Annotated in this window: 21 protein-coding genes and 2 pseudogenes; 15 read left to right on the top strand and 8 right to left on the bottom strand. The window is 64.8% G+C overall.

Annotated elements, in window-relative coordinates; all coding sequences use genetic code 11:
* Window positions 1–245: 245 nt before the first annotated feature.
* Together IVA82_RS10085 and mutY are read right to left on the bottom strand one after the other, a co-directional pair.
* Window positions 246–665 carry a PaaI family thioesterase gene (locus IVA82_RS10085; RefSeq protein ID WP_247384528.1) on the bottom strand — a complete coding sequence of 140 codons (420 nt, stop codon included), beginning with the start codon at window positions 663–665 and terminating at the stop codon, window positions 246–248.
* 53 nt (window positions 666–718) lie between these two features.
* On the bottom strand, window positions 719–1,837 hold the full coding sequence (gene mutY, locus IVA82_RS10080; protein ID WP_247384529.1) for an A/G-specific adenine glycosylase: 1,119 nt from the start codon (window positions 1,835–1,837) through the stop codon (window positions 719–721).
* Between the two features lie 198 nt (window positions 1,838–2,035).
* Here mutY and IVA82_RS10075 point away from each other — a divergent pair, with 198 nt between their 5' ends.
* From IVA82_RS10075 to IVA82_RS10035, 9 genes and pseudogenes are all read left to right on the top strand, one after another.
* On the top strand, window positions 2,036–2,530 hold the full coding sequence (locus tag IVA82_RS10075) for a DciA family protein (protein WP_247384530.1): 495 nt from the start codon (window positions 2,036–2,038) through the stop codon (window positions 2,528–2,530).
* A 152-nt stretch (window positions 2,531–2,682) separates the two neighbouring features.
* On the top strand, window positions 2,683–3,354 hold the full coding sequence (locus tag IVA82_RS10070; protein ID WP_247384531.1) for a DsbA family protein: 672 nt from the start codon (window positions 2,683–2,685) through the stop codon (window positions 3,352–3,354).
* Between the two features lie 216 nt (window positions 3,355–3,570).
* Window positions 3,571–7,035, top strand: coding sequence for a chromosome segregation protein SMC (smc, locus tag IVA82_RS10065; RefSeq protein WP_247384533.1), 3,465 nt, complete (start codon window positions 3,571–3,573; stop codon window positions 7,033–7,035).
* A gap of 147 nt (window positions 7,036–7,182) precedes the next feature.
* Window positions 7,183–8,157, top strand: coding sequence for a small ribosomal subunit Rsm22 family protein (locus IVA82_RS10060; RefSeq protein WP_247384536.1), 975 nt, complete (start codon window positions 7,183–7,185; stop codon window positions 8,155–8,157).
* A gap of 144 nt (window positions 8,158–8,301) precedes the next feature.
* Window positions 8,302–8,862, top strand: a complete 561-nt coding sequence (locus IVA82_RS10055) for a LemA family protein (RefSeq protein ID WP_247384537.1) — start codon at window positions 8,302–8,304, stop codon at window positions 8,860–8,862.
* 32 nt (window positions 8,863–8,894) lie between these two features.
* A complete protein-coding gene (locus IVA82_RS10050; protein ID WP_247384539.1) occupies window positions 8,895–10,115 on the top strand; it encodes a M48 family metallopeptidase in 1,221 nt (406 codons plus the stop codon).
* A 196-nt stretch (window positions 10,116–10,311) separates the two neighbouring features.
* On the top strand, window positions 10,312–11,064 hold the full coding sequence (locus tag IVA82_RS10045; protein ID WP_148742726.1) for a hypothetical protein: 753 nt from the start codon (window positions 10,312–10,314) through the stop codon (window positions 11,062–11,064).
* A gap of 61 nt (window positions 11,065–11,125) precedes the next feature.
* A complete protein-coding gene (locus tag IVA82_RS10040; RefSeq protein WP_247384549.1) occupies window positions 11,126–11,794 on the top strand; it encodes a hypothetical protein in 669 nt (222 codons plus the stop codon).
* A gap of 90 nt (window positions 11,795–11,884) precedes the next feature.
* Window positions 11,885–12,213, top strand: a pseudogene (locus IVA82_RS10035) (GIY-YIG nuclease family protein).
* Window positions 12,214–12,237: 24 nt separating this feature from the next.
* On the opposite strand, the gene IVA82_RS10030 reads toward IVA82_RS10035, so the two are convergent.
* The 6 genes from IVA82_RS10030 to petA all read right to left on the bottom strand — a co-directional run bounded on the left by IVA82_RS10030 (window position 12,238) and on the right by petA (window position 20,045).
* The gene (locus IVA82_RS10030; RefSeq protein WP_247384540.1) at window positions 12,238–12,777 is read right to left on the bottom strand and encodes an adenine phosphoribosyltransferase; all 540 of its coding nucleotides are present in this window, start codon (window positions 12,775–12,777) and stop codon (window positions 12,238–12,240) included.
* 9 nt (window positions 12,778–12,786) lie between these two features.
* The gene (locus IVA82_RS10025) at window positions 12,787–14,952 is read right to left on the bottom strand and encodes an anthranilate synthase component I (RefSeq protein WP_247384542.1); all 2,166 of its coding nucleotides are present in this window, start codon (window positions 14,950–14,952) and stop codon (window positions 12,787–12,789) included.
* Window positions 14,953–15,214: 262 nt separating this feature from the next.
* A complete protein-coding gene (locus IVA82_RS10020; protein WP_247384543.1) occupies window positions 15,215–16,333 on the bottom strand; it encodes a DUF4375 domain-containing protein in 1,119 nt (372 codons plus the stop codon).
* Between the two features lie 148 nt (window positions 16,334–16,481).
* A complete protein-coding gene (locus IVA82_RS10015; protein WP_247384544.1) occupies window positions 16,482–17,156 on the bottom strand; it encodes a dienelactone hydrolase family protein in 675 nt (224 codons plus the stop codon).
* Window positions 17,157–17,385: 229 nt separating this feature from the next.
* Complete coding sequence (gene fbcH / locus IVA82_RS10010; protein ID WP_247384545.1) at window positions 17,386–19,458, bottom strand: cytochrome b/c1; 2,073 nt, start codon at window positions 19,456–19,458, stop codon at window positions 17,386–17,388.
* Between the two features lie 56 nt (window positions 19,459–19,514).
* Window positions 19,515–20,045 carry a ubiquinol-cytochrome c reductase iron-sulfur subunit gene (petA, locus tag IVA82_RS10005; RefSeq protein WP_148742719.1) on the bottom strand — a complete coding sequence of 177 codons (531 nt, stop codon included), beginning with the start codon at window positions 20,043–20,045 and terminating at the stop codon, window positions 19,515–19,517.
* 279 nt (window positions 20,046–20,324) lie between these two features.
* Between petA and IVA82_RS10000 the strand changes: the two genes are divergently transcribed.
* The 6 genes and pseudogenes from IVA82_RS10000 to IVA82_RS09975 all read left to right on the top strand — a co-directional run.
* On the top strand, window positions 20,325–20,783 hold the full coding sequence (locus IVA82_RS10000) for a tRNA (cytidine(34)-2'-O)-methyltransferase (protein WP_247384546.1): 459 nt from the start codon (window positions 20,325–20,327) through the stop codon (window positions 20,781–20,783).
* A gap of 18 nt (window positions 20,784–20,801) precedes the next feature.
* Complete coding sequence (gene queE, locus IVA82_RS09995) at window positions 20,802–21,434, top strand: 7-carboxy-7-deazaguanine synthase (RefSeq protein WP_247384547.1); 633 nt, start codon at window positions 20,802–20,804, stop codon at window positions 21,432–21,434.
* 17 nt (window positions 21,435–21,451) lie between these two features.
* Window positions 21,452–21,826 carry a 6-carboxytetrahydropterin synthase gene (locus IVA82_RS09990; RefSeq protein WP_247384551.1) on the top strand — a complete coding sequence of 125 codons (375 nt, stop codon included), beginning with the start codon at window positions 21,452–21,454 and terminating at the stop codon, window positions 21,824–21,826.
* Window positions 21,827–21,834: 8 nt separating this feature from the next.
* Complete coding sequence (hemF, locus tag IVA82_RS09985) at window positions 21,835–22,722, top strand: oxygen-dependent coproporphyrinogen oxidase (protein WP_247384552.1); 888 nt, start codon at window positions 21,835–21,837, stop codon at window positions 22,720–22,722.
* Window positions 22,719–23,516, top strand: coding sequence for an HAD family hydrolase (locus IVA82_RS09980; RefSeq protein WP_247384548.1), 798 nt, complete (start codon window positions 22,719–22,721; stop codon window positions 23,514–23,516). Before hemF ends, IVA82_RS09980 begins: the two co-directional genes overlap by 4 nt.
* 306 nt (window positions 23,517–23,822) lie before the next feature.
* Window positions 23,823–23,927, top strand: a pseudogene (locus IVA82_RS09975) (transposase); the annotation flags it as partial.
* Window positions 23,928–24,770 lie beyond the last annotated feature (843 nt).

The raw sequence follows: 24,770 nt of genomic DNA, 5'->3' as shown, positions 1-24,770 counted from the left end.
ACAAGCCTCCGCCAGTCAATCCCAGCAAGCCAAAGCCCAGGTTCTCTCTCGACCAGCTGGAGCTCATCTATGTGTGATTTTCCCGGGACAGCCCTGCGCTTGCGGGGAGAGGTCGGATTGGATCAAAGATGCAATCCGGGTGAGGGGGTACAGGTCTCTCGTGGATCTCCCGTGTTGAGAGAGGCCCCTCACCCCTCCCTCTCCCCGTAAGAACGGGGCGAGGGAGTGGGAGAGCGTTGCCCGCCTTACTTCACCACCCTCGCCGCTTCCAGCAAACGCTCGCTCGCGGTTGCCGTCGCCAGCACCGTGCCGTCCTCGCTCGTGAGCTTGGCTTCGACGAATGCAATCGTCTTGCCGAGCTGCGTCACAGTCGCCTCGGCGATGATCGGCCCGGGTCTTGCGGGACTGAGGAAATTCACAGTCATGCTGATGGTGGTGGTGTAGAGGCGGCCCTCGCTCATCACCAGCACGGCCGGCCCCATCGTGTCGTCGAGCATGGCCGACAGCATGCCGCCCTGGATGAAACCTGCCGGGTTGCAAAATTCGGGCTTGCCTTCGAAGCCGAGCTTGATCCAGCCGTCCCCAGGGCGCGCATCGAGCAATTGCCATCCGAGCAGCTCGGCGCAGGGTGGCCTTCGGAAGTTGTCGAGAGCGGTCTTGACCATGCGAAATCTCCGTTTCGCCCCGCTGTTAGCGCAGGCCTGCTGACAGCATGGTGTCAGGAGGATGCCGCCGGCGAGAGGCCCAGCGCGTGCGTGATCACCTTGCGCATGACGTTGGGCAGCGCTTCGTCGGCAAGGGTCGCGATCGGCACCCAGCGCATGCCCTCCGGTGCCCGCGTACGGGCTTGCGCCTTGGCCGTGTAAACCACCAGCTCCAGCGGGAAATGCGTGAACACGTGGGTGACGACGCCCAGCTTGCGCTGCCAGCGCGAGAGCCCCTTCAGCTCCGGCGCCTGCTGTCTCGCCCTGGTATCGTTCTGGCCGGCGAGCCAGTCCGAGCCCGGCACCTCGGTCATGCCGCCGAGCAGGCCCTTTTCGGGGCGCGAGCGGACCAGGAGCTCATCGCCGCGCGTGACGACGAAGGCAGCACCACGCCGCAAGGTTCCGTTCTTCTTGGGCGCCTTGCGCGGAAAGCTTTCCTGGATGCCCTGCGCGCGCGCCGTGCAATCCTCGTTCAGCGGACACAATGAGCACGCCGGCTTCTTCGGCGTGCAGATCGAGGCGCCCAGATCCATTAGCGCCTGCGCGCTATCGCCTGAGCGGGACTCGGCAAGCAGCGTTGCCGCCAATTGCTGGATCAGCGGTTTTGCCTGCGGCAACTCCTCCTCGACAGCGAACAGCCGCGACACCACCCGCTCGATATTGCCGTCGACCGGCATGGTGCGGCGATCGAAGGCGATCGCGGCAATCGCCGCCGCAGTGTAAGGCCCGATCCCGGGCAGCGCGTGCAACCCTTCCTCGGTGTCGGGAAAGACGCCGCCATGGTCGCGCGTCACCGCGACCGCGCAGGCATAGAGATTGCGCGCGCGCGAATAATAGCCGAGCCCGGCCCACATCCGCAGCACGTCATCCAGCGAGGCGCGGCCGAGTGCCGTGACATCCGGCCAGCGTGCGATGAACTTCTCGAAATAGGGCCCGACCGCCTTCACCGTGGTCTGCTGCAGCATGATCTCCGACAGCCAGACGCGGTACGGGTCCGATGCCTCGCCGGGCAACACCCGCCAGGGCAATCGGCGGCGGTGGCGGTCGTACCATTGGAGAAGCAGTGTCGGTCGCAACGACGTTTCCGGCAGAACAGGTTCCGACTTGGCCTTGAGGGCGGATTTGGGGCTCATGCTCTTTACTGTAACGACAACGCACCGGCCTCTCCACGTCATGCCCGCGCTTGTCGCGGGCATCCACGTCTTTCTTCGCGGAAAGAATGTGGATGGCCGGGACATCGGCGAGCGGAAACGGCGCCGTCCTTCGGACGGCTATGCCCGGCCAAGACGGGTAGAGCCTGTGGTCCGCGCCGTGGAGTGCTATAAGGGCTCATGTCCAAGCTTCGCCCCATCAAGCCCGGCCCCATCAGCGCAAAGCCGCTCTCGCTGCTGCTCAACGACGTCTTTGCCGAGGCCTATGCCAAGCAGGGCTTTGCCGCCCGCGAATTGGTGACGCGGTGGGCGCAGATTGCCGGGCCGGAGATCGCGGTTCATGCCGAACCGCTCAAGATGCAATGGCCGCGGCCTGTCGAGGGCCAGCCGCAGGAACCGGCGACGCTGGTGCTGCGGGTCGAGGGCCCGATGGCGCTGGAGATCCAGCACTCCGCCCACGTGATCCTGGAGCGGGTCAACCGCTTCTTCGGCTGGAGCGCGGTCGGCAAGCTCGCCTTCCGCCAAGCTCCCCTGTCCCGCGCCCGGCGGCCGGCGCGGCCCGCCCCGCCAGACCCCAAGACCGTCGCCAAGGTGGCGGAGAGCCTGGGCGATATCGAAGATGAACAATTGAAGACGGCGCTGGCGCGCCTCGGCGCCGCAATCAAGCGAAATTGAGCCTTATTCCGGCGCCAATCTGGACCCGTTCTTGCGGCCTGCCATTGCCTCAAGGGACGTTTCGAGCTAGCGACAGGCCGCCCGAGCGGGAACTTGATAGTATCCTTGACTGTATCCTTGGGGGCGAGACCACATCAATCCGGGAGCCGACCTTGATCATCACCCGCCGCGCCTTCACCACGATGCTGTCGCTGACCGGGCTTGCCGCGCTCGCTGGGCTCTCGCCGCTGCGGTTCATCTCCGAGGCCATGATCCCGGAAGCAATGGCGCAGGCGGCTGGCGATGTGGCCAAGCCGGTGTCGTTGCCCGACATGGCGCTCGGCCCGAAGGACGCCGCCGTCACCATCACCGAATACGCCTCCATGACCTGCCCGCACTGCGCGGCGTTCAACGAGCAGGTGTTCCCCAAAATCAAGTCGGAATACATCGACACCGGCAAGGTCCGTTACGTCTTCCGCGAGTTCCCGCTGGACATCAAGGCCGCCGCCGGCTCGATGCTGTCGCGCTGCATCGCCAATGGCGACGCGCCGAAATACTTTGCGGTCACCGACATGCTGTTCCGCCAGCAGAACGACTGGGTGATGAAGAACACCACGGAGACCTTGACGCGGATCGGCAAGCAGGCCGGACTCACCCAGCAGCAGGTCGAGGCCTGCCTGAAGGACCAGGCGCTGCTCGACAAGATCGCCGCCGACCAGAAATATGCCAGCGACGTTCTGAAGGTCGATTCGACGCCGACCTTCTTCATCAACGGCGAGAAGATCAAGGGCGAGACCTCGTTCGAGGAATTCGCGAAGAAGATCAACCCGCTGCTGAAGAGCTGATTCTCACGCTCGATCCTGATTCGTGGGCGCCAAAACCGTATCTTTCCCGGCATAAATCCCTTGGGAAAAGCGGCTTTCGCCGGTTGCCCTCGCGGCGCACCACGGCCATTGTCCGCCGCATGAGCCGCCTCGCGCGACTCACCCAGAGAGCGACATTGCCTTCCATGGCATTGTCCGGGCAGGGGGATTCGCGCCTGCCAATAGAGATGCGTGCTTATGAAGATCACCCGCCTGCGCCTTCACGGCTTCAAGTCTTTCGTTGAGCCGACCGACTTCGTCATCGAGCCCGGCCTGACCGGCGTGGTCGGACCGAACGGCTGCGGCAAGTCGAATCTGGTCGAGGCGCTGCGCTGGGCGATGGGCGAGACCTCGTACAAATCGTTGCGCGCCGCCGACATGGACGCGGTGATCTTCGCCGGCTCCGGCAACCGTCCGGCGCGCAACCACGCCGAAGTGACGATGACGATCGACAATGCTGATCGCACCGCGCCGGCGGCGATAAACGACAGCCAGCTTCTGGAAATCTCCCGCCGCATCGAGCGCGAGGCGGGCTCGGTCTACCGCATCAACGGCCGCGACGTGCGCGCCCGCGACGTGCAGATCCTGTTCGCGGACGCCGCCACCGGCGCGCGCTCGCCCGCCCTCGTCCACCAGGGCAAGATCGGCGAGATCATCCAGGCCAAGCCCGAGCAGCGCCGCCGCGTGCTGGAAGACGCCGCCGGCGTCGCCGGCCTGCACGCCCGCCGTCATGAAGCCGAGCTACGGCTGAAGGCGGCCGAAACCAACCTCACCCGCGTCGAGGACGTGATCGGCCAGCTCGCCGGCCAAGTCGAAGGTCTCAAGAAGCAGGCCCGCCAGGCCGTCCGCTATCGCGAGGTCGCGTCCAAGGTCCGCAAGGCTGAAGCGACCCTATTTCATCTGCGCTGGGTCGGGGCCCATGCCGAGGTCAACGATTCCGGCCAGACCCATGATCTCGCCGTGCGCGAGATGGCCGAGCGCACCCAGCACCAGGCCGAGGCCGCGCGCATCCAGGCGATCCGCGCCGCCGAAATGCCGGCGCTGCGCGATGCCGAAGCGCGCGCAGCCGCAGGCCTGCAACGGCTGACCAACGCCCGCGAACTGCTCGACCGCGAGGAAGAGCGCGCCAAGGAGCGCGTCGCCGAGCTCGAGCGCCGGCTGGCGCAGTTCGAAGGCGACATCTCGCGCGCCCAGCAGCAGACCATGGATGCCGACGTCGCACTCGAGCGGCTCGACACCGAGGATGCCGAGCTGAAAGAAGAGATCAAGTCGCGCGTCGAGAAGCGCTCAGGCGTCGACGAGCGCGTGGCCGAGGCCGAGGCGACGCTGACCGAAGTCGAGCAACGATTCTCCGAGCTCACCACGGAGCTCGCCGACCTCACCGCCAAGCGCAACCAGCTCGAGGCCAATGTCCGCACCCACCGCAACAAGCTCGCCCGGCTCGACCAGGAGATCGCGAATGTCGCCGCGGAAGAGCAGAAGCTCGCTGACGAGACCGGCGGCTTCGGCGATCTCGACGAGCTGACTGCCACGGTCGAGAACGCGGAGCAAACGCTTGCGGCTTCGGAAGCTGCCGCGCAGGCGAGCGAGGCCGCCCACGTCGCCGCGCGCCAGACGCTGGAATCCTCGCGCTCACCGCTGAACGAGGCCGACAAGCGCGTGCAGCGGCTCGAGACCGAAGCGCGCACCATCTCCAAGATCGTCAACGGCGAGACCAAGAATCTGTGGCCGCCGATCATCGACGGCATCACCGTCGACAAGGGTTTTGAAAAGGCGATCGGCGCCGCGCTCGGCGACGATCTCGACGCGCCGGTCGATCCGTCGGCGCCGATGCGCTGGACCCATGCCGGTGTCACCGACGGCGATCCGGAGCTGCCCGAGGGCGTGGTCCCGCTCGCCAATCACGTGCAGGCGCCGGCCGAGCTGGCGCGCCGCCTGGCGCAGATCGGCGTGGTGCCGCGCGAGCGGGGTGCCGAGCTGGTGTCGCAGCTCAAGACCGGCCAGCGGCTGGTCTCGCCCGAGGGTGACGTCTGGCGCTGGGACGGCTTTGTCGCCGCGGCTCACGCGCCGACCGGCGCGGCCCGGCGCCTTGCCGAGCGCGCCCGCCTCGTCGACATCGAGAACGAGCTGGAGCAGGCCCGCATCGACGCGCAAATCAAGCGCCAGGCGTTGGAAAATGCCGAGGCCGAGCTGCAGATGGCGGCCAGCACCGAGGGCGCGTCCCGCGAAGCCTGGCGCGCCGCGCAGCGCGAGCTCAACGCCGCACGCGAGCGCCACGCCACGGCCGAGCGCGAGATCAACCGCCACGCCGCCCGCAAATCGGCGCTGATCGAAGCGCATACCCGCCTCGCCGCCGACCGCGCCGAGGCCGAGGCCGCGCACGAATACGCCGCCGCTGCGATCTCCGAGCTGCCGTCGAGCGAGGACACCGAGACCCGTCTCGCCGCGGTCCGCAGCGACATCGAAGGCCACCGCCGCATGGCCGCCCAGGTCCGCGCCGAGGCGCAGGCGCTGGCGCGCGAGGCTGAGCTCGCCGACCGCCGCGTGCAGGCGATCCTTGCCGAGCGCACCGAGTGGCAGAACCGCAAGGTGAGCGCGACCTCCCATATCGATACTATCCAGGCCCGCATCACCGAGGTCTCGATCGAGCGCAGCGATCTCGAGAACGCGCCGGCCGTGTTCGCCGAGAAGCGCAGCGCGCTGATCACCGAGATCGAATATGCCGAGAATGACCGCCGCGTCGCCGCCGACGCACTCGCTGCCGCAGAAACCGCGATGGCGGAGACCGATCGCGCGGCGAAGCTGACCCTCGAAGCGCTGTCGAGCGCACGCGAGGCGACCGCACGCGCCGAAGAACGCATGGAAGGCGCCCGGCGCCGGCTGGAGGACATCGAGCGCGAGATCCGCGACATGCTCGAGGTCGAGCCGCAGACGGTCGCCGGCCTTGCCGAGATCGAGCCCGGCGCGGAATTGCCGCCGCTCGGCGAGACCGAGGAAGAACTGGAGAAGCTGCGCCGCGACCGCGAGCGTCTGGGCGCGGTGAATCTGCGCGCCGAGGAAGAGCTGCGCGAGGTCGAGACCCAGCACACCGGCCTCACCACCGAGCGCGACGATCTCGTCGAAGCCATCAAGCGGCTGCGCCAGGGCATCCAGAGCCTCAACAAGGAAGCCCGCGAGCGGCTCCTGACCTCGTTCGAGGTCGTCAACAGCCATTTCAAGCGGCTGTTCGTCGAGCTGTTCGGCGGCGGCGAGGCGGCGCTGCATCTGATCGAGAGCGACGATCCGCTAGAAGCCGGTCTCGAGATCATCGCCAAGCCCCCCGGCAAGAAGCCGCAGACGCTGTCATTGCTTTCGGGCGGCGAGCAGGCGCTGACCGCAATGGCGCTGATCTTCGCGGTGTTCCTCACCAACCCCTCGCCGATCTGCGTGCTGGACGAAGTCGACGCGCCGCTCGACGACCACAATGTCGAGCGCTACTGCAATTTGCTGCACGAGATGACCAGTTCGACCGACACGCGCTTCATCATCATCACCCATAACCCGATCACGATGGCGCGGATGAACCGGCTGTTCGGCGTCACCATGGCCGAGCGCGGCGTTTCGCAACTGGTGTCGGTGAGCCTGCAAGAGGCCGTGGACATTCTCGACCAGAACGTGGCGTGAGGCCGAAGTCGTTCCGCACCCATTGACGTCATCATCCGCCTTGTGCGCAATTGCGCACCGGGGCGGATGATCCAGCGCGCCGCGGCTCCTCGGTTAATGGCACTGGCTCGGATTACTGGATGCCCCGCCTGCGGGGCATGACCGCGGATGATGATCGCCCCAACTCTTCCCGCCGAACTCAAAGCCGCGCTCTACGCCAGGCTCCAGGGCTTTTCGCGCAGCGATGCGGCACAGCGATCGCAGAAGATCTCGAACGCCTATCGCGCCGGCGGCGGTTCCGGCACGATCAAGTCCGAGGCCGACGCGCTGGCCTATGCACTCGCGCGGATGCCGGCGACTTATGCGGCGGTGGCCGCGAGCTTGAATGCGCTGACAGACATCGTACCGGACTTCGCCCCTGAAACATTGCTCGATGTCGGCGCAGGCCCGGGCACCGCGAGCTGGGCCGCCGCGGAGGCGTTTGGCTCGCTGGGATCCTTCACCCTGCTCGATGCCAACGCGACCTTGAGCCGGCTGGCCCTCGAGCTCGCGCAAGACAGCGCACGGCTGGCCGATTGCCGCTATCTGCCGGGCGACGCCGGAGCGAACCTCGCCGAGGTCCCGCAAGCCGATCTCGTCGTTGCGAGCTACATCATCGGCGAGCTCGGCGAGAGCGACCAGCGCAAGCTGACCGAGGCAATGTGGGCAAAGGCACGCCACACGCTTGTGGTGATTGAGCCCGGCACGCCCGCCGGCTATGCCCGCATCCTCGCGCTGCGCCAGCAGCTGATTGCGCTAGGTGCTTACGTCGCCGCCCCCTGCCCGCACGAAAAGCCCTGTCCCCTTGTTGCGCCCGACTGGTGCCATTTCTCCCAGCGCCTGCCGCGCTCGCAGGCGCACCGCCAGATCAAGGGCGCCGAGGTGCCGTTCGAGGACGAGAGGTTCATCTACGTCGCCCTGACCCGCACGCCGCCCGCGACACGCGCCTCGCGCGTGCTCACGCCACCGGACGTCGGCAAGGCCGAGATCACGGCCAAGCTCTGTACTGAGCAGGGCGTCGAACTTGCGAAGGTGCCACGCCGCGACAAGCCCGCCTATGCGAATGCGCGGCGTTGGCGCTGGGGCGATGCAGTCCTGTCCTAAAGTTAACCTCGTTGCCCGCTTTTGCCTTGAACTCGAATGGCTGCCGATCCGACCAAGTCTAACCTCCCCTCTGCGCCGGGGCTCTCGCTCCGCGCCAATTTGGTCTAGGCTGCGCCCGCCTCAATTCCCCTTCAGGAGTTCTCCATGTCGACCGGCTGGATCGTTCTCGGCGTCATCGTCGTCCTCGTGCTGTTCGCCTTCAGCGCCTATAACCGGCTGGTGGCGCTGAGCCAGCGCGTCGGCCAGGCCTTTGCCGATATCGACGTGCAGCTCAAGCAGCGTCATGACCTGATCCCGAACCTGGTCGAGACGGTGAAGGGCTACGCGTCGCACGAGCGCGGCACGCTCGACGATGTCATCAAGGCGCGCAATTCGGCGATGTCGGCGCAGGGCCCGACCCAGGTGTCCGCCGCGGAGAACCAGCTCTCCGGCGCGCTCGGCCGGCTGATCGCGCTGTCGGAGGCCTATCCCGACCTCAAGGCCAATGCCAACTTCCAGCAGCTTGCCAGCGAGCTCTCCGACCTCGAGAACAAGATCGCGGCGAGCCGCCGCTTCTTCAACAACGCGGTCCAGGAGTACAACACCGGCATCCAGCAGATGCCCGCCGCGCTGTTCGCCGGCATGTTCGGCTTCACCCGGAAGGAGTTCTTCGATCTCGGCGCCGGCCGCACCGAGGTCGAGGCGACGCCGCAGGTGAAGTTCTGATTTAAGCCGCGGGGCCGGCAGGACAGCGCGCCATGGCCGCGTATGGTCTCTACACGCACATCGCCTCGAACAAGTTTCGTTCGATGCTGCTGCTCGCCGGCCTGTTCCTGCTGCTCTATGTGCTGGTCTACGCTGGCGCGCTGATCGCCGAAGTTCTTATCGACAGCGGTCAGACCGTCGCTTTCTATCTGAGCCGCGCCTTCTCCGACCTGCTCAAGGCCTCGCCCTTTGCGACGATCGCGGCGGCCGCCTGGATCGTGATTGCCTATTTCTTCCACCAGTCGATGATTGACGCGGTGACCGGCGGCCACGACGTGACCCGGCAGGAGCAGCCGCGGCTCTACAATCTGCTCGAAAACCTCTGCATCTCCCGCGGCATCCCCATGCCGAAGCTGAAGATGATGGAGAGCCCGGCGCTGAACGCGTTCGCGACCGGCCTCAACCCGCGGCAATATGCGATCACAGTGACCACGGGCCTCCTCGATGCGCTGGACGATAAGGAGATCGAGGCGGTGCTCGGCCACGAGCTGACCCACATCAAGAACGGCGACGTGCAGCTCATGGTGGTCGCCGTCATCATCGCCGGCGTGGTCGGCTTCTTCGGCGAATTGTTCTTCCGCCTGTTCACCAGCTTCAACTGGAGTTCCGGCTCCGGCGGCTCGTGGTCCTCTAGCTCCTCCTCATCATCGCGGTCGTCCTCGTCATCGAGCGACAGCAAGAGCTCGGGCGGCGGCGCGGTCGTGGTCATCATCATCGCAGTCGTGCTGATCGTGGTAGCCTGGCTGTTGTCGCAGGTGGTGAAGCTCGCGCTCTCGCGTTCGCGCGAATATCTCGCCGACGCCGGCTCGGTCGAGTTGACGAAGAATCCCGATGCCATGATTTCGGCCCTGCGCAAGATCGAGAACCGCGGCGAGCTGCCGGGCGCGACCTCGGCGGTGATGGAGCTTTGCGTCGACAATCCGCGCGAAGGCTTTGCCGATCTGTTCGCGACTCACCCGTCGGTGCAGTCCCGGGTCGATGCGCTGGTCAAGTTTGCTGGCGGCCACGATCCCGGCCCGCTGCCGGCCGACGAGGACACCAAAGAGCCCAAGACGCAGGCCGACCAGCAGGATGCCCCGCCGCCGCTGTCACAGGGGCCGTGGAACGACGCAGGCGGCCCGGCCAGTCCACCGCCGCTACCCGCGCCAAGGCCCTCCGGAACCGCAAGTGGCAATCCGATGGGGAATCCTGTCGGCCCTTGGGGCCGCCATTGAGCGCGTGATTTGACATCAAGCGCGACTAGTTTCGCGGCAATTGGGAAAAACCCCGGGAATTGCCGCAACGACGTGCCGAGGAATTGAATTCTCCCTTGTTTCTGCCATGTTCGCGCCCAACAGCAGACTCGGGACATCGATTTGGGGCCCGGCCGATTGCGACCTCGCGATCGGGGGCGCGCGTTAGGGGACAGCAATGGCAAAGCCGGCAGTGGTTGTGGTGGGCGCGGACAAGGGCGGGGTCGGCAAGACCACGGTCTCGCGCACCCTGCTCGATTATTTTTCCGCCAACAACGTGCCGACGCGCGCCTTCGACACCGAGTCGCCGCGCGGAACGCTAAAGCGCTTCCATCCGGGGATTACCGAGATCGTCGATATGATGACGACGTCGGACCAGATGAAGATCTTCGATACACTCAACGCGGCAAGCCCGTCGGTGACCGTGATCGACGTCCGCGCCGGCCTGCTCTCGCCGGCCCTGGCCTCGCTGCGCGACATCGGCTTCCTCGATGCCGCCAAGGCCGGCCAGATCACCTTCGCGGTGTTCCACATCCTCGGGCCCTCGATCGCCTCGCTGGACGAGATCGCCGAGACCGCGGGCTTCATGACCGGTGCAAAATATTTCCTGGTGAAGAACTTCATCAACGACACCCAGTTCTTCCAGTGGGACCAGGCGACCTACAATTCCTACTTCCACCGCATCAAGGACGCGACCGAGCTGACCATTCCCAAGCTTAACGAAATGGCCTACGAGCAGGTCGAGGTGTCCTCCGTTCCGTTCCTGAAATTCGTCGCCAACAAGGGAATCAACGACGAAGCCGCCAACTATTCCTTCGTGCTGCGCGGCTATGTCCGACACTGGCTCGCCAACGTCTGGAGCGAGTTCGACCGGATTCGGCTGACCGATATCGTCGGTTCGAAGTCCGCCGGTCGCAACAGCGAAAAATAGTTGCGCAATTCGGGCGGATGCGGCTGGATTGAGCGGTGAATCCGCGCAGATATGGCTGTCGATGCCCGCGACGTCTCTGTACATCATCTGCTCGCCCCGCCCGCAGGTCGGCAAGACGCTGCTGGCGCGGCTTTTGAGCGAATTTCTGCTGCTCAAGAACGGCGACGTCGCGGCCTTCGACGTCAACCTGAAGGAACCGTCGCTGGTCGACTTCCTGCCGAAGATCACCGAGACGGCTGATGTGATCGACACCTTCGGCAAGATGCAGCTGATGGACCGCGTGATCGTCGACGACGGCCTCGCCAAGGTGATCGACCTCGGCTTCCACGCCTTCGACGAGTTTTTCAAGATGGCCGACGAGATCGGCCTGCTGAAGGAGGCGGCGCGCCGCCATGTCGCGCCGATGATCCTGTTCGCCGCCGATACCGACCGCGCCTCGGCCCGCGCCCATGAAATGCTGCGCGGGCAGATCCCGCGGATGAACCTGATCACCGTCGACAACGAGTTCATCATCCGCGGCGAGTTGCCGCCTGCGATGGCCGGCGGCCGGCTGCTCCGCCTGCCGGCGCTGCCCGGCTTCCTCAAGACCTATATCGACCGGCTGAACTTCTCCTTCACCGGCTACCTCCGCCAGGAGAAGGACTCCTCCACCGAGCTGCATCAGTGGATTCGGCGCAACTATCTCGCCTTCCGCGAGCTTGAGCTCAGCCTGATCTTGCAACGGTCCTAGACGATAAATTATACCCGGATAATATTGACTGTGGGACGGGCTGGGGTTATGGCAGCGGTCATCCGCGTCCTCTGAGCAAGGTCCTACCCCGTGAGCATCGACCGAAAGGCAGTCATTGCCGCCTACAAGGAGCGGAAGACCATTGCTGGCATCTACGTCGTCCGCTGCGCGCCGTCGGGAAAAACTTGGGTCGGCCAGGGCCCCAACCTGCAAACAATCCAGAACCGCATCTGGTTTTCGCTGCGCCAGGGCAGCCACGCCGCAGCCTCCAGGCCGCATGGAACAGGCATGGCGAGGCGAGCCTGACGTTTGGCGAATGTGAGCGTCTGGAGAATGAAGAGACGGACTACGTCCGGAATGCGCTCTTGAAGGAGCGCTGCCTGCATTGGCAGGCGGCGCTGAACGCCGAGGCGATCTGACGATCGCCCTACCGCGGCGACCGCTCAGTGCCCCTCGAACGTCATCAGCGTGCGCACTGGAACGTCCATGGCGCGCAGCTTGGCGGCGCCGCCGAGTTCGGGCAGGTCGATGATGAAGCAGGCCGCGACCACGTTGGCGCCGATCTGCCGCAGCAGCTTGACCGCGCCTTCCGCGGTGCCGCCGGTGGCGATGAGGTCGTCGACCAGAATGACGCGCTCGCCGGGCTGGATCGCGTCGACATGCATCTCCATCTCGTCGATGCCATATTCGAGAGAGTAAGCGATGCGCACGGTGGTGTGCGGCAGCTTGCCTTTTTTCCGGATCGGCACGAAGCCGGCCGAGACCTGATGCGCCACCGCGCCGCCGATGATGAAGCCGCGCGCCTCCATGCCGGCGACCTTGTCGATCTTGTTGCCGGCCCAGGGGTTGACGAGTTCGTCGACCGCACGGCGGAACGCGCGCGCATCGGCGAGCAATGTGGTGATGTCGCGAAACTGGATTCCGGGCTTGGGATAGTCCGGAATGGTGCGGACGCTCGCCTTCAGATCGTGGTCAAACATCATTGGTGCCTCTCAATCGACGCCCGCATTCAACCGGAATGCGTTCTCGACAATTCGTAAACCTACCTCGCCGCTGAGCGACATCAGCGATTCCGGATGGAACTGCACGCCGGCGACCGGCAGCGTCTTGTGCTCCAGCGCCATGGCGACGCCATCCTCGGTGCTGGCGGTGACGGATAACACCTCCGGCATGCTGTCGCGCTCGACATAGAGCGAATGATAGCGGCCGATCACGATCTCCTTCGGCAAGTTGCGCATCAGCCGCCCGCCGCGCACCTGAACCCGCGAGGGCCGGCCATGGGCGGGATGGCTGAGTTGCCCGAGCTCGCCGCCGAAATATTCGCCGATCGCCTGGACGCCGAGGCAGACGCCGAACACCGGCAGCTGCTTCTCCAGCGCCGCATCGATGGTCTTCTTGATCCCGAAATCCTCGGGCCGCCCGGGACCGGGCGACAGCACGAGCAAATCCCACGTCTTCTGCTTGAGCATGTCGAGCGCATGCACGTAACGGACCACAGTGACGCTGGCGCCGACCTGACGGAAATAGTCCGCCAGCATGTGCACAAAACTGTCGTCATGATCGATCAGCAGCACGCGCTTGCCCGAGCCCGTAGCGTCGGGCGCGAAGGCAGACAGCGGCTTTGGCGGATCGCCCCGCAGCGCCTGGAACAGGGCCGCGGCCTTGACCTGGCATTCGCGGTCCTCGGCGGCGGGATCTGAATCGAACAGACAGGTCGCGCCGACGCGCACCTCGGCGAGACCATCCTTCATGCGGATGGTACGGATGGTAAGACCGGTATTGATGCTGCCGTCGAAATTCACCGCCCCGATCGCGCCGGCATACCAGCGCCGCGGCGAGCGTTCGTGATCCTCGACGAACTGCATCGCCCAGAGCTTTGGCGCGCCGGTGACCGTCACCGCCCAGGCGTGGGTGAGAAACGCATCGAGCGCATCGAAACCGGGGCGCAGCATGCCCTCGACGTGGTCGACGGTGTGGAATAGCTTTGAGTAGGTCTCAATCTGCCGCCGCGCCAGCACCTTGATCGTGCCGGGGACGCAGACGCGCGCCTTGTCGTTGCGGTCGACGTCGGTGCACATGTTGAGCTCGAACTCGTCCTTCTCCGAGTTCAGGAGCTGGCGGATCTGCTCGGCGTCGCCGATCGCGTCGGTGCCGCGCGCGATCGTGCCGGAGATCGGGCAGGTCTCGACGCGGCGCCCGTCGGAGCGCACGAACATTTCCGGCGAAGCCGACACCAGAAATTCGCCGTCGCCGAGATTCATCAGCGCGCCGTAAGGCGACGGGTTGATGACGCAGAGCCGCTGAAACACTTCCGCCGGCGAGCGCTCGCAGGGTTCGGCAAAGAGTTGCCCGGGCACGGCCTCGAACAGATCACCACGCGCGAAGGCCGCACGCGCGGTCTCCACCGTGGCCTGATATTCGCCGGGCGCGTGATCGGCAAAGCCCTGGCGCGGGGTTTTGAGATAAGGACTTTCGGCGGTCTCGCGCGGCAGGCCTTCGGTGGATTTGCCCTTCCAGGAAAAATCGTAACTCAGCACCACGCCGCGGGCGGTGGCGCGATCATAGGCGAGCAGGCGATCCGGCACGTAGAGTACGATGTCGCGCTGGTCTTGCTCGCGCGCGCGCTTCTGCACGAGGTCCTCGATCTGGAAGACGAGATCGTAGGCAAAAGCGCCGAACAGGCCGAGCAGGCCGTCGTCATTGGCGGAGAAGGCGGCGACGAGATCGCGCACCAGCGACATCACGCTGGCGCGCCGCGTGCGCTGGTCCTCCTCGACCGGCGCATCGCCGCGGATGATGTGGCCGGACAGGCGCGAAGCGGTCGTCTCGGAGATCACCACGCAGGGCTCGCGCAGGACGTCAGCGAGGAAGGCGATCAGCACCTGCCCGCGCTCGTTGAGTGCCTCCAGCGCAAAATTGAAGCCCGTGGTCTCGAGCTTGAGCGGCGGGTCGGAGAAGCCGAGATCAAAGCTCTCGTAGCGGCCGGGCACGGTCGTGCCTGACGACAGCACCACGCCGCGGCGGCGGTCGAGCAGGCTGACGAGATCGTCGAGCCGATTGGCGCCGCCGGAAAACTGCTCCGCCACGCGCGTGATCGCAAGCCCTGCGCGGGTCACATAGTCGCTTCTGGCCGGGAGGGCAAAGACGGTCCTGTTCATGTAATCCTCTTGGGGTCCTCTTACGAGACTTGCCGAGGAAACGCCACACAGGACAAACGATCAGGCCGCCGCACTGCGTTGGCGACCTCAGACGATTTGGGAAAGGAAAATCGCACCGGCCACCTCGTCAGGAGGTGCGCCACCAAAGACGGGCTGGGCGGACGGCGGTGCTCATGGACGGATACTCACCATGGGGCGGGGACGGCGTCAAGGGTGACCAGACTGCCTCGATGACCAAAATGGCGCGGACCGCATCGAGGGCTTATACCGGGGTGTTGAGGCTGTCACGACCCGCGGCCGCCTCTGCGGCGTGACGCTCAATTTCGGCCCGCGTTACGGTGAGCGCGGCCTCGCCGTCAGATCCAACGACGTTGGCGCGATCACCCAGGGTTTCAATCAAAACGCAGGTATTTCCTGTGACCGCATACCATGACGCGTGGTCGTCGCTCACGCTCAACGCCGTGATCGTCGCGGCCGGATCCAGACCCGACTTCCGCAACAGCAGGTCGATGGCTTCGGCCGCCAGCTTTTGCTCGGCGATTCTCGAAAAATTCCCGATTGTGTCAATCCCCACAGTCGATAGCCGCGCACCCACTGTCGGGCTGCGCGTGGCGAGTTCATAGAGTCGTCCACCCGCTTCTTCAAAGACGCATAGCCGCGAGCCCTTGTCCGTCTTGACGCCAAAGGCCGTGCATTGCTGCCCCTCCACTTCCATGTCGAATCCTGGAAGAACCATGAGCTTGAGCTCTGGCTCAGGCGCCACCGCCCCGCATGCCGCGGCGACCGTGATTTGTAGGCGGTCAGTCATTTGGAAGCTGATCTGGCGAACGCTCCGCCAGATCCGGCGCTGCGACAGATGCGGATTAAGTTGCGCAAGCCGCGCGATCTCGGAAGCATATTGCTCCTGCTCGACGGTGCGCAATTCTGGCCAGCTCGCGATCCATCGGGCCGCGAGCCGCGTCATCGGCTGGTGTTCCTCTGCTTCATAGAAACGAAGGTCAAGCGCATTGAGCGCCGCGGCGCGATTCTCGAATCCGTTCTGCAGTGCAGCCTCGGCGGGGTGTTCCCCCACCCAAGCTATCATCTCTTGCAATATCTGGTGTTGCGCGCTCGCTCCCATGGCCTTCAGTCCAGCGAGCGCATCGCCGGACGTCGTAGGAAGCATCTCGACGCCCGTGTTACCGATGAACTGACTGTGACCGCCGTTGTTGACCTGAGCGAGATAGTAGTCGGCGTGGTAAGCCTGCATAGCCACAGCCGGCAGCTCACGCCCCGTGTAGACGCCGAGGCGTTGAATTTCGTTGACGTAATCCACTACCGCGCCGGTCAGATAATCAGCCTTCTCGGGCTTTTGAGCCGCCTCCAGCGCACTTCGAGGCACGACAACAGTAACCTGCCTCCTTCGATCATCACGCCTCCCGCGATCGCCATGGCGAAATTTTATGCCACTACGCCTTCTGATTGCAAAAAACAATTGCAATCGTGACGCAGCAGGAGGCGTTAGTCGGCGAGCGCTCAGCAGGCCGCCGCTACCCTAGATGCTTGCGGAAAAACTCCGTCGCCCTTCCCCAGGCGAGCTCGGCGGCTTCGCGGTCGTGTACGGCCTGGCGCTGCTCGTTGACGAAGGCGTGCTCGGCATCATAGCGGAACAGCTCAAGCGACTTGCCGGCGGCCTTCATGCTCTTTTCGAAGGCATCCACCAACTGCGGCGTGCACCAGTCGTCCTTGTTGGCGAAGTGGGCCTGAAGCGGGATCTTAACGTCGGCGGGCTTGGCCGCCTGCTCCGGCGGGATGCCGTAGAACACGACGCCGGCCGCAAGCTCCGGGATCCTGGTGGCGCCGATGATGGTCACGGCGCCGCCGAGGCAGAAGCCGGTCAGGCCGACCTTGGCGCCATTGCGCGACAGATATTGCGCGGCGCCGCGCACGGTCTGCGTCGTGGCATCCATGAAGTCGAGCGAGTTCATCTCGTTATTGGCGGAATCGGTGTCGTGATAGGGCACCACCTTGCCCTTGTAGAGATCGGGCGCCAGCGCATCGAAGCCGGCCAGCGCAAAGCGGTCGCACAGCCCCTTGATCTGGTCCGACAGACCCCACCATTCCTGGATCACGACCACGCCCGGCGCGTTGCCGCGCGCGGCGTTGGCGAGATAGCCCGAGGCATCCTTGCCGTCGGGGCGCTTGAAGGTGATCGCGGTTCCCATAGTGTCCTCCGATGATGTTCTGGGGGCGAGGGTATTTTGGCGGGTGGAAGCGCCTGAGGCAATCCACACTCTTGTCATTCCGGGGCGCGCGATAGCGCGAGACCGGAATCCATTCATCCACCCACTCTGCAGCGCTATAGATTCCGGGTTCGCGCTATCGCGCGCCCCGGAATGACCAGCCCACAAAAAAGCCCCCTCGCGGGGGCTTTCTCACTGTCGTTCGCACCGCTCAATGCGAGTCGGCCCAGACCTTCTTCTTGGTGAAGTACATCAGCAACGCGAAGATGATCAGGAACGCGAAGACCTGGAAGCCGAGGCGCTTGCGCGCTTCCATGTGCGGCTCGGCGGTCCACATCAGGAACGTGGTGACGTCCTTGGAATATTGCGCCACCGTGGTCGGCGAGCCGTCGTCATAGGTCACCTGGCCATCGCTGAGCGGCTTCGGCATCTTGATGGCGTGGCCCGGGAAGTACTTGTTGTAGTAGGAGCCCTCCGGAATGGTCACGCCTTCCGGCACCTTGTCCTCAAAGCCCTGGAGCACCGCCGCGACGTAGTCCGGGCCTTGCTCCTGGTATTGGCTGAAGAAGTCGATGATGAACATCGGGAAGCCGCGGCCATACGAGCGGGCCTTGGTGATCAGCGACAGATCGGGTGGCGCCGCACCGCCGTTCGCCGCACGGGCTGCTTGCTCGTTCGGGAACGGCGAGGGGAAATAGTCGGCCGGCCGGCCCAGACGCTCGAACATGTCGCCGGCATCGTTCGGGCCGTCCTTGATCTTGTAGTCGGAGGCAAACGCCATCGCCTGCGCCACCGAATAGCCGGGGCCGCCCGCTTCCGCGAGGTTGCGGAAGGCGACGTAGGACAGGCCGTGGCAGTTGGCGCAGACCTCCTTGTAGACCTTCAGGCCGCGCTGCAGCGCGCCGCGGTCAAACGTGCCGAAAGGGCCCGCGAACGACCACTTGTTGCCGGGCGGCCTGTCGTTCCCCTCGGCGGCGCGGGCGCTGTCGATCGAGCCCGCGAACAAGGCACCGGCCAGTGCAAGCACGATCGCGGTCGACACCATCGGCGTCGACTTGCTGCCGGTCTTGGCGAGCACCGCGTCGGCGATCGAGTTCGGCACCGGCCGCGGCGTCTCGATGCGCGCGAGCAGCGGCAGCACGATCAGGAAGTAGGCGAAGTAGCAGAACGTCAGGATCCTGCCGGCGATCACGTAGATGCCTTCCGGCGGCTGCGCGCCGAGATAACCGAGCAGGATACAGACCGCGACGAAGATCCAGAAGAACTGCTTGGCCAACGGGCGATACTTTGAGGACCTCGTCTTGGCGCTGTCGAGCCAGGGCAGGAAGCACAGGATGAGAATCGCCGAGAACATCGCGATGACGCCGGCGAGCTTGTTCGGGATCGAGCGCAAGATCGCGTAGAACGGCAGGTAATACCATTCCGGCACGATGTGCGGCGGCGTCACGCCCGGGTTCGCCGGAATGTAGTTGTCGGCGTCGCCGAGATAGTTCGGCATGTAGAAGATGAACCAGGCGTAGAGCAGCATGAAACAGGAAACGCCGAACATGTCCTTGATGGTCGCGTGCGGCGTGAACGGAACCGTGTCCTTTTCCGCCTTCGGCTCGACGCCGTCCGGATTGTTCTGGCCGGCGACATGCAGCGCCCAGACGTGGAGCACGACCACGCCTGCGATCAGGAACGGCAGCAGATAGTGCAGCGAGAAGAAGCGATTCAGCGTCGGGTTGCCGACCGAGTAGCCGCCCCACAGCAGCGTCACGATGCTCTCGCCGGCGTAGGGAATGGCGGAGAACAAATTGGTGATGACGGTGGCGCCCCAGAAGCTCATCTGGCCCCACGGCAGCACGTAGCCCATGAAGCCCGTCGCCATCATCAAGAGGTAGATGATGACGCCGAGGATCCACAGCACCTCGCGCGGCTCCTTGAACGAGCCGTAATAGATGCCACGGAACATATGGACATAGACCGCGACAAAGAACATCGATGCGCCTACCGCGTGCATGTTGCGGAGCAGCCAGCCGTAGTTCACGTCACGAACGATCAGCTCGACCGACTTGAAGGCGAGATCGGCGTGCGGCGTGTAGTGCATCGCCAGGATGACGCCGGTCAGGATCTGGATCCCGAGCATGAAGGAGAGGATGGCGCCGAAGGTCCACCAGTAGTTCAGGTTGCGCGGGGTCGGATAGGCGACGAAGGAGGAGTGGATGAGACCAAAGATCGGCAGGCGCCGCTCGATCCATTGCAGCGCCGGATTGCTCGGCTGGTAGTCGGATGGTCCGCTCATGATGCGATCCTGAGGAAATAAGACGACGAGACGACGCGAGGCTTCGGATGCGAAGCTCAGCCGATCTGGATTTTGGTGTCGGAAACGAACTGGTACGGCGGAACCGGCAGGTTCGCGGGCGCGGGCCCCTGGCGGATGCGGCCGGACGAATCGTACTGCGAACCATGGCAGGGGCAGAAGAACCCGTCGTAATTGCCCTCATGAGCGATCGGGATGCAGCCGAGATGGGTGCAGATGCCAATCACGACCAGCCACTGCTCGTGGCCGGACTTGACCCGGGCATCGTCGGCCTGCGGATCGGGCAGGCTCGCCACGTTGACGGCGCGCGCCTCGTCGATCTGTTTCTTGGTGCGGTGGCTGATGTAGATCGGCTTGCCGCGCCAGAACACCTTGATGTCCTGCCCCTCGGCGACCGGGCTGAGATCGACTTCGATCGGCGCACCGGCGGCGATCGTCGCGGCGTCGGGATTCATCTGGGAAATGAAGGGCCAGAGCGCGGCCGCGCCCCCTACTGCTGCGGCTGCCCCGGTTGCAACGAATAAGAAATCACGGCGTGTCGGATGGTCCGCCGAAGACGCTGTCGTCACGATTCCAACCCTTTCTTCTTATGCTCCCGGCGGAACCGCTCCAGGGGGCGCCCAAACGTCCCCAGAACAGCCTGCCGGCGCCCGCGGCCCCCCGCGGCGGCAGAACTTCGCATGTCCTCACCAAAAAGGGCGAAAACAGCAGTCCAGAATCGTTCTATTCGCACCCTTGCCGGACGAGCGCAAGCCCGCTATCGGCGCGGGAGCGTGCAATGCACGAATTCCCGCGCTAGCGATGTTTTATTGAGACATTTTCGATCCACACCAGCCCACTGCCCGGCCATGCACATCGCACTTTTCCAGCCCGACATTGCCCAGAACACCGGCACGATTCTCAGGCTCTGCGCCTGTTTGGGACTGTCGGCCCATATCATCGAACCGGCCGGCTTCCCGTTCTCGGACCGCCTGTTCCGCCGGGCGGGAATGGACTATCTCAACCACGTCAGCGTGACCCGTCACGACTCCTGGCCGAAATTCGAGCAATGGCGGGCGGCGCGGGGCTGCCGGCTGCTGCTGTTCACCACCAAGGGCGCGACCGACTACCGCGATTTCGGTTACCAGACGTCGGACATCCTGCTATTCGGGCGCGAGAGCGCCGGCGTCACCGACGCGGTGGTCGAGGCCGCGGATGCGCGGCTGGTAATCCCGATCACGCCGGGGCTGCGGTCGCTCAATGTGGCGATGACCGCGGCGATGGCCGCTGGCGAAGCCCTGCGGCAGGTCCGCAACCAGCCAGTTTGATACGTTGAGGAGAGACGATTGAGTTACGCGGTCAAGGAGGTCTTCCTGACCCTGCAAGGCGAAGGCGCCCATGCCGGGCGCGCCGCCGTGTTTTGCCGTTTTGCCGGCTGCAATCTGTGGAGCGGCCGCGAGGCCGATCGCGGCGATGCCGTCTGCAAGTTCTGCGACACGGATTTCGTCGGCACTGACGGCACGCTCGGCGGGCGCTACGGCTCGGCCGCAGACCTCGCCGGCACTGTCGCCGCGCAATGGACGGGAGCGGCCGACAATCGCTACGTGGTGCTGACCGGCGGCGAGCCGCTGTTGCAGGTGGACGCAGCCCTGATCGACGCGCTCCATGCCTACGGCTTCGAGATCGGCGTGGAAACCAACGGCACGATTGCCCCACCTGACGGACTCGACTGGATCTGCGTCAGCCCGAAAGGCGGAAGCGAACTCGTCTTGCGCCACGGCCACGAGCTGAAGCTGGTCTATCCGCAGGCGCTCGCCGCGCCGGAGGCCTTCGAGGGCCTTTCCTTCGAACGCTTCTCGCTGCAGCCGATGGACGGGCCCGAGGTCGCCGAAAACACTGCGCGTGCCATCGACTATTGCCTGCGTCATCCGCAATGGCGGCTCAGCGTGCAAACGCATAAATCGCTCGGCATCAGATAGGATTGGTTTTCGAACAGATGTGGGAATTGACGAAATCGTTCCGCTTCGAGGCGGCGCATTCATTGTCGGGAACGACGTTTGGCGCCGCCAGCGAAGAAATCCACGGCCACTCCTTCCGCGCCGAGGTGACGGTGCGCGGCACGCCCGATCCGGACACCGGCATGGTGGTCGATCTCGGCCTTCTCCAGCGCGCGATCGAGGACGTGCGGCTGATGTTGGACCACAAGTTCCTCAACAAGGTCGAGGCGCTCGGCACCCCGACGCTGGAAAACCTCTCGCGCTTCGTCTGGGAGCGGCTGGCCCATATCGGCAAGCTCACTCGCGTCAGTATCCACCGCGACAGTTGCAACGAGAGCTGCACCTATTACGGTCCGGAAGGGTCGAGGCAATGACATCGACGATGGACCCGAGCTTGATCGACGATCGCAAGGCTCGCGCCCGCGCCTGGTTCGAAGCCTTGCGCGACGACCTCTGCGCCAGCTTCGAGTGGCTGGAAGACGACGCGCCGCAAAGCCTCTATCCCGGCGAGGCCGGCCGCTTCGTGCGCACGCCCTGGCAGCGCACCGACCACTCTGGCGCACCCGGCGGCGGCGGCGTGATGTCGATGATGTACGGCCGACTGTTCGAGAAGGTCGGCGTGCACTGTTCGACCGTACACGGCGAGTTCGCTCCCGAGTTCCGCGCGCAGATCCCAGGCGCGGCGGAGGATCCGCGGTTCTGGGCCTCCGGCATCTCGCTGATCGCACACTTGCGCAATCCGCACGTGCCCGCCGTGCACATGAACACGCGCTTCGTCGTCACCACTAAGGCCTGGTTCGGTGGCGGCGCCGACCTCACGCCGGTGCTCGACCGCCGGCGCACCCAGGAGGATGCCGATAGCATCGCCTTCCATGCCGCGATGAAGCAGGCCTGCACGCAGCCGAACGGCGTCGCCGACTACGACAAGTACAAGACATGGTGCGACGAGTACTTCTACCTGCCGCACCGGAAAGAGGCCCGCGGCGTCGGCGGCATCTTCTACGACTGGCACGACAGCGGCGATTGGGACGCAGACCTTGCCTTCACCCAGGATGTCGGCCGCGCCTTCCTGAAAGTCTACCCGGACATCGTGCGCCGCAATTTCGCGACGGCCTGGACGGCTGAGGATCGCGAGGAGCAACTGGTCCAGCGCGGGCGCTATGTCGAATTTAACCTGCTCTATGACCGCGGCACCATTTTCGGGCTCAAGACCGGCGGCAATGTCGATTCGATCCTGTCGTCGCTGCCGCCGGAGGTGAAGTGGCCATGACCACGATGAAGCCCGCATCGAAGCCACTGCCCCGCGCCATGCTGATCGACATGGACGACACAATTCTCTCAGCCTATGCCCGGCCCGAGATCGCCTGGAATACGATCGCGAACGAGTTCGCCGCGGAGCTTGCGCCGCTGCCGCCACAGCAGGTCGCAACCGCGGTGCTGGCTTTCGCGCGAAACTTCTGGGCCAATGCGGAAGCCGCGTGGCGGCTCAAGCTCGCCGAGGCCCGGCATCTGACGGTCAAGGGCGGTTTTGCCGCGCTCGCCGCGGCCGGTCACCGCGCCCTGCCCGACGATCTTGCAATTCGCCTCGCCGACCGCTTCACCGCCTATCGCGAGGAGGAGATGTTCGTCTTCCCCGGCGCGCATGACGCCATCGACAGGCTCAAGGCGCTCGGCATCAAGCTCGCGCTGGTGACCAACGGCGCCGCCGACATCCAGCGCGCCAAGGTCGAGCGCTTCGAGCTGGCGCATCGCTTTCACCACATCCAGATCGAGGGCGAGCACGGTTTCGGCAAGCCCGAGGAACGCGCCTACCTGCATGCGATGGACGCGCTCGGCGTCACCGCAAAAGACACCTGGATGATCGGCGACAATCTGGAATGGGAAGTCGTGACGCCGCAGCGCCTCGGCATCTACGGCATCTGGATCGACGTGCATGGCGACGGCCTGCCCGAAGGCTCGACCGTCAAGCCGGACCGCATCATTCGCTCACTGACCGAGCTCGTACCAGCCGGCCGTAACCAGAGCGCAAAACAAATTATCGCAAAACAACCCTATGCACAGTAGCCGCACGCTGCAAAATCAACGGCTTACGGATTTTACGAAAAGAATTTGATCCGTCGGGCAAAACAGGGGCATAATGTCATCATCGCGGCGCATGGGATGGAAACGTCCTTGCGCAACCGATCGAACAGGCGTCCATGCTCTCGTCACGCGTCCGCTCCGGCTTGAAACGCCGTCATCGGCGTTTCAGCAGTCCGGCAGCGGATGCGGCTGCCGCAGCATATCCACCAATCCAGCATCCCGTGATCGGCGTGTCATGCCGGCTAGCTACTTTCCGGCGCAAAAATCGCGGTTCTGATGGGCGCGGTCATCCGCCGCTTCCTCATCCACGTCCTGCCACGCGGCTTCCACCGCATCCGCCACTACGGCCTGCTCGCCAGCGGCATCCGCGCCGACAACATCGCGCGGGCGCGTGAGTTGCTTGCCGTTTCAAACTCCCAGGCCGAGCCCACTGGTGCCGCCGTCGATGCCGGCAAGCCGACTTGTCCATGCTGCGGCGGTCGCATGATCATCATCGAGGTGTTCGCGCGGGGCAACACCACGGCATCGGCCAACAGCTCCACCCATCGCAATCAGGGTCGACACCTCATGACCGCGTCACACCTCCGCAAATCTGATCGCCGCACTAGCTGCCTCTCGACCGGCCACGGTAGAGCGCGCTCAGATACCCAGCCGTCGGCTCAAACCGTCCGACAATTCACCGCGATCGACGCGACCCGCCGCTCATCCAGTAGCCGTTTCACCGTCCACCGGCTTGCTGGAGCGCCTCGACTCCATTCACACACCTCATCCGCGGCACTCAAATCCCCATAACCCACGCCGCGACATCCACGTACCCCCTCCCGCGGTTTCCTTGTATGGGGCTTTTTTTGTCAAGGAGTTCTTTTGTCTTTCGTCAGTTTCTTTGTTCGATCTCAAAGCCCGTTTCTTCGTCCCGACCCGCGGCTCGCTGACGTCGTCGCGCGCAGGAGCTGTCAAGGTTGGTCGTCGCGCCAACCGTGCGGCATGCTCCGGGCTTGCCAGGCCATACCTTGACAGCTTCGAGCACGACGGCACCGCTCGGTGCGATCGGGATGACGATCAGAGGGGAGCCCGCTTGCGGGGCGCGGATCAGTCGCGCCACAACCTTGTATTCGGTGGGTCCAAGGACCCAAACCATGATGCAGTCATGCGCATCGGCAGCGAAGCTCCGAAGCGGCGGACCCATTCTCCCTTTCGGCATTGAAAGCCAAGGAAACACGTCGGGGCTCCGCCACC

The sequence above is a fragment of the Bradyrhizobium sp. 142 genome, assembly GCF_023074015.1.
GTDB lineage: Bacteria > Pseudomonadota > Alphaproteobacteria > Rhizobiales > Xanthobacteraceae > Bradyrhizobium.
This window is presented reverse-complemented; position numbering and strand designations above follow the sequence as displayed.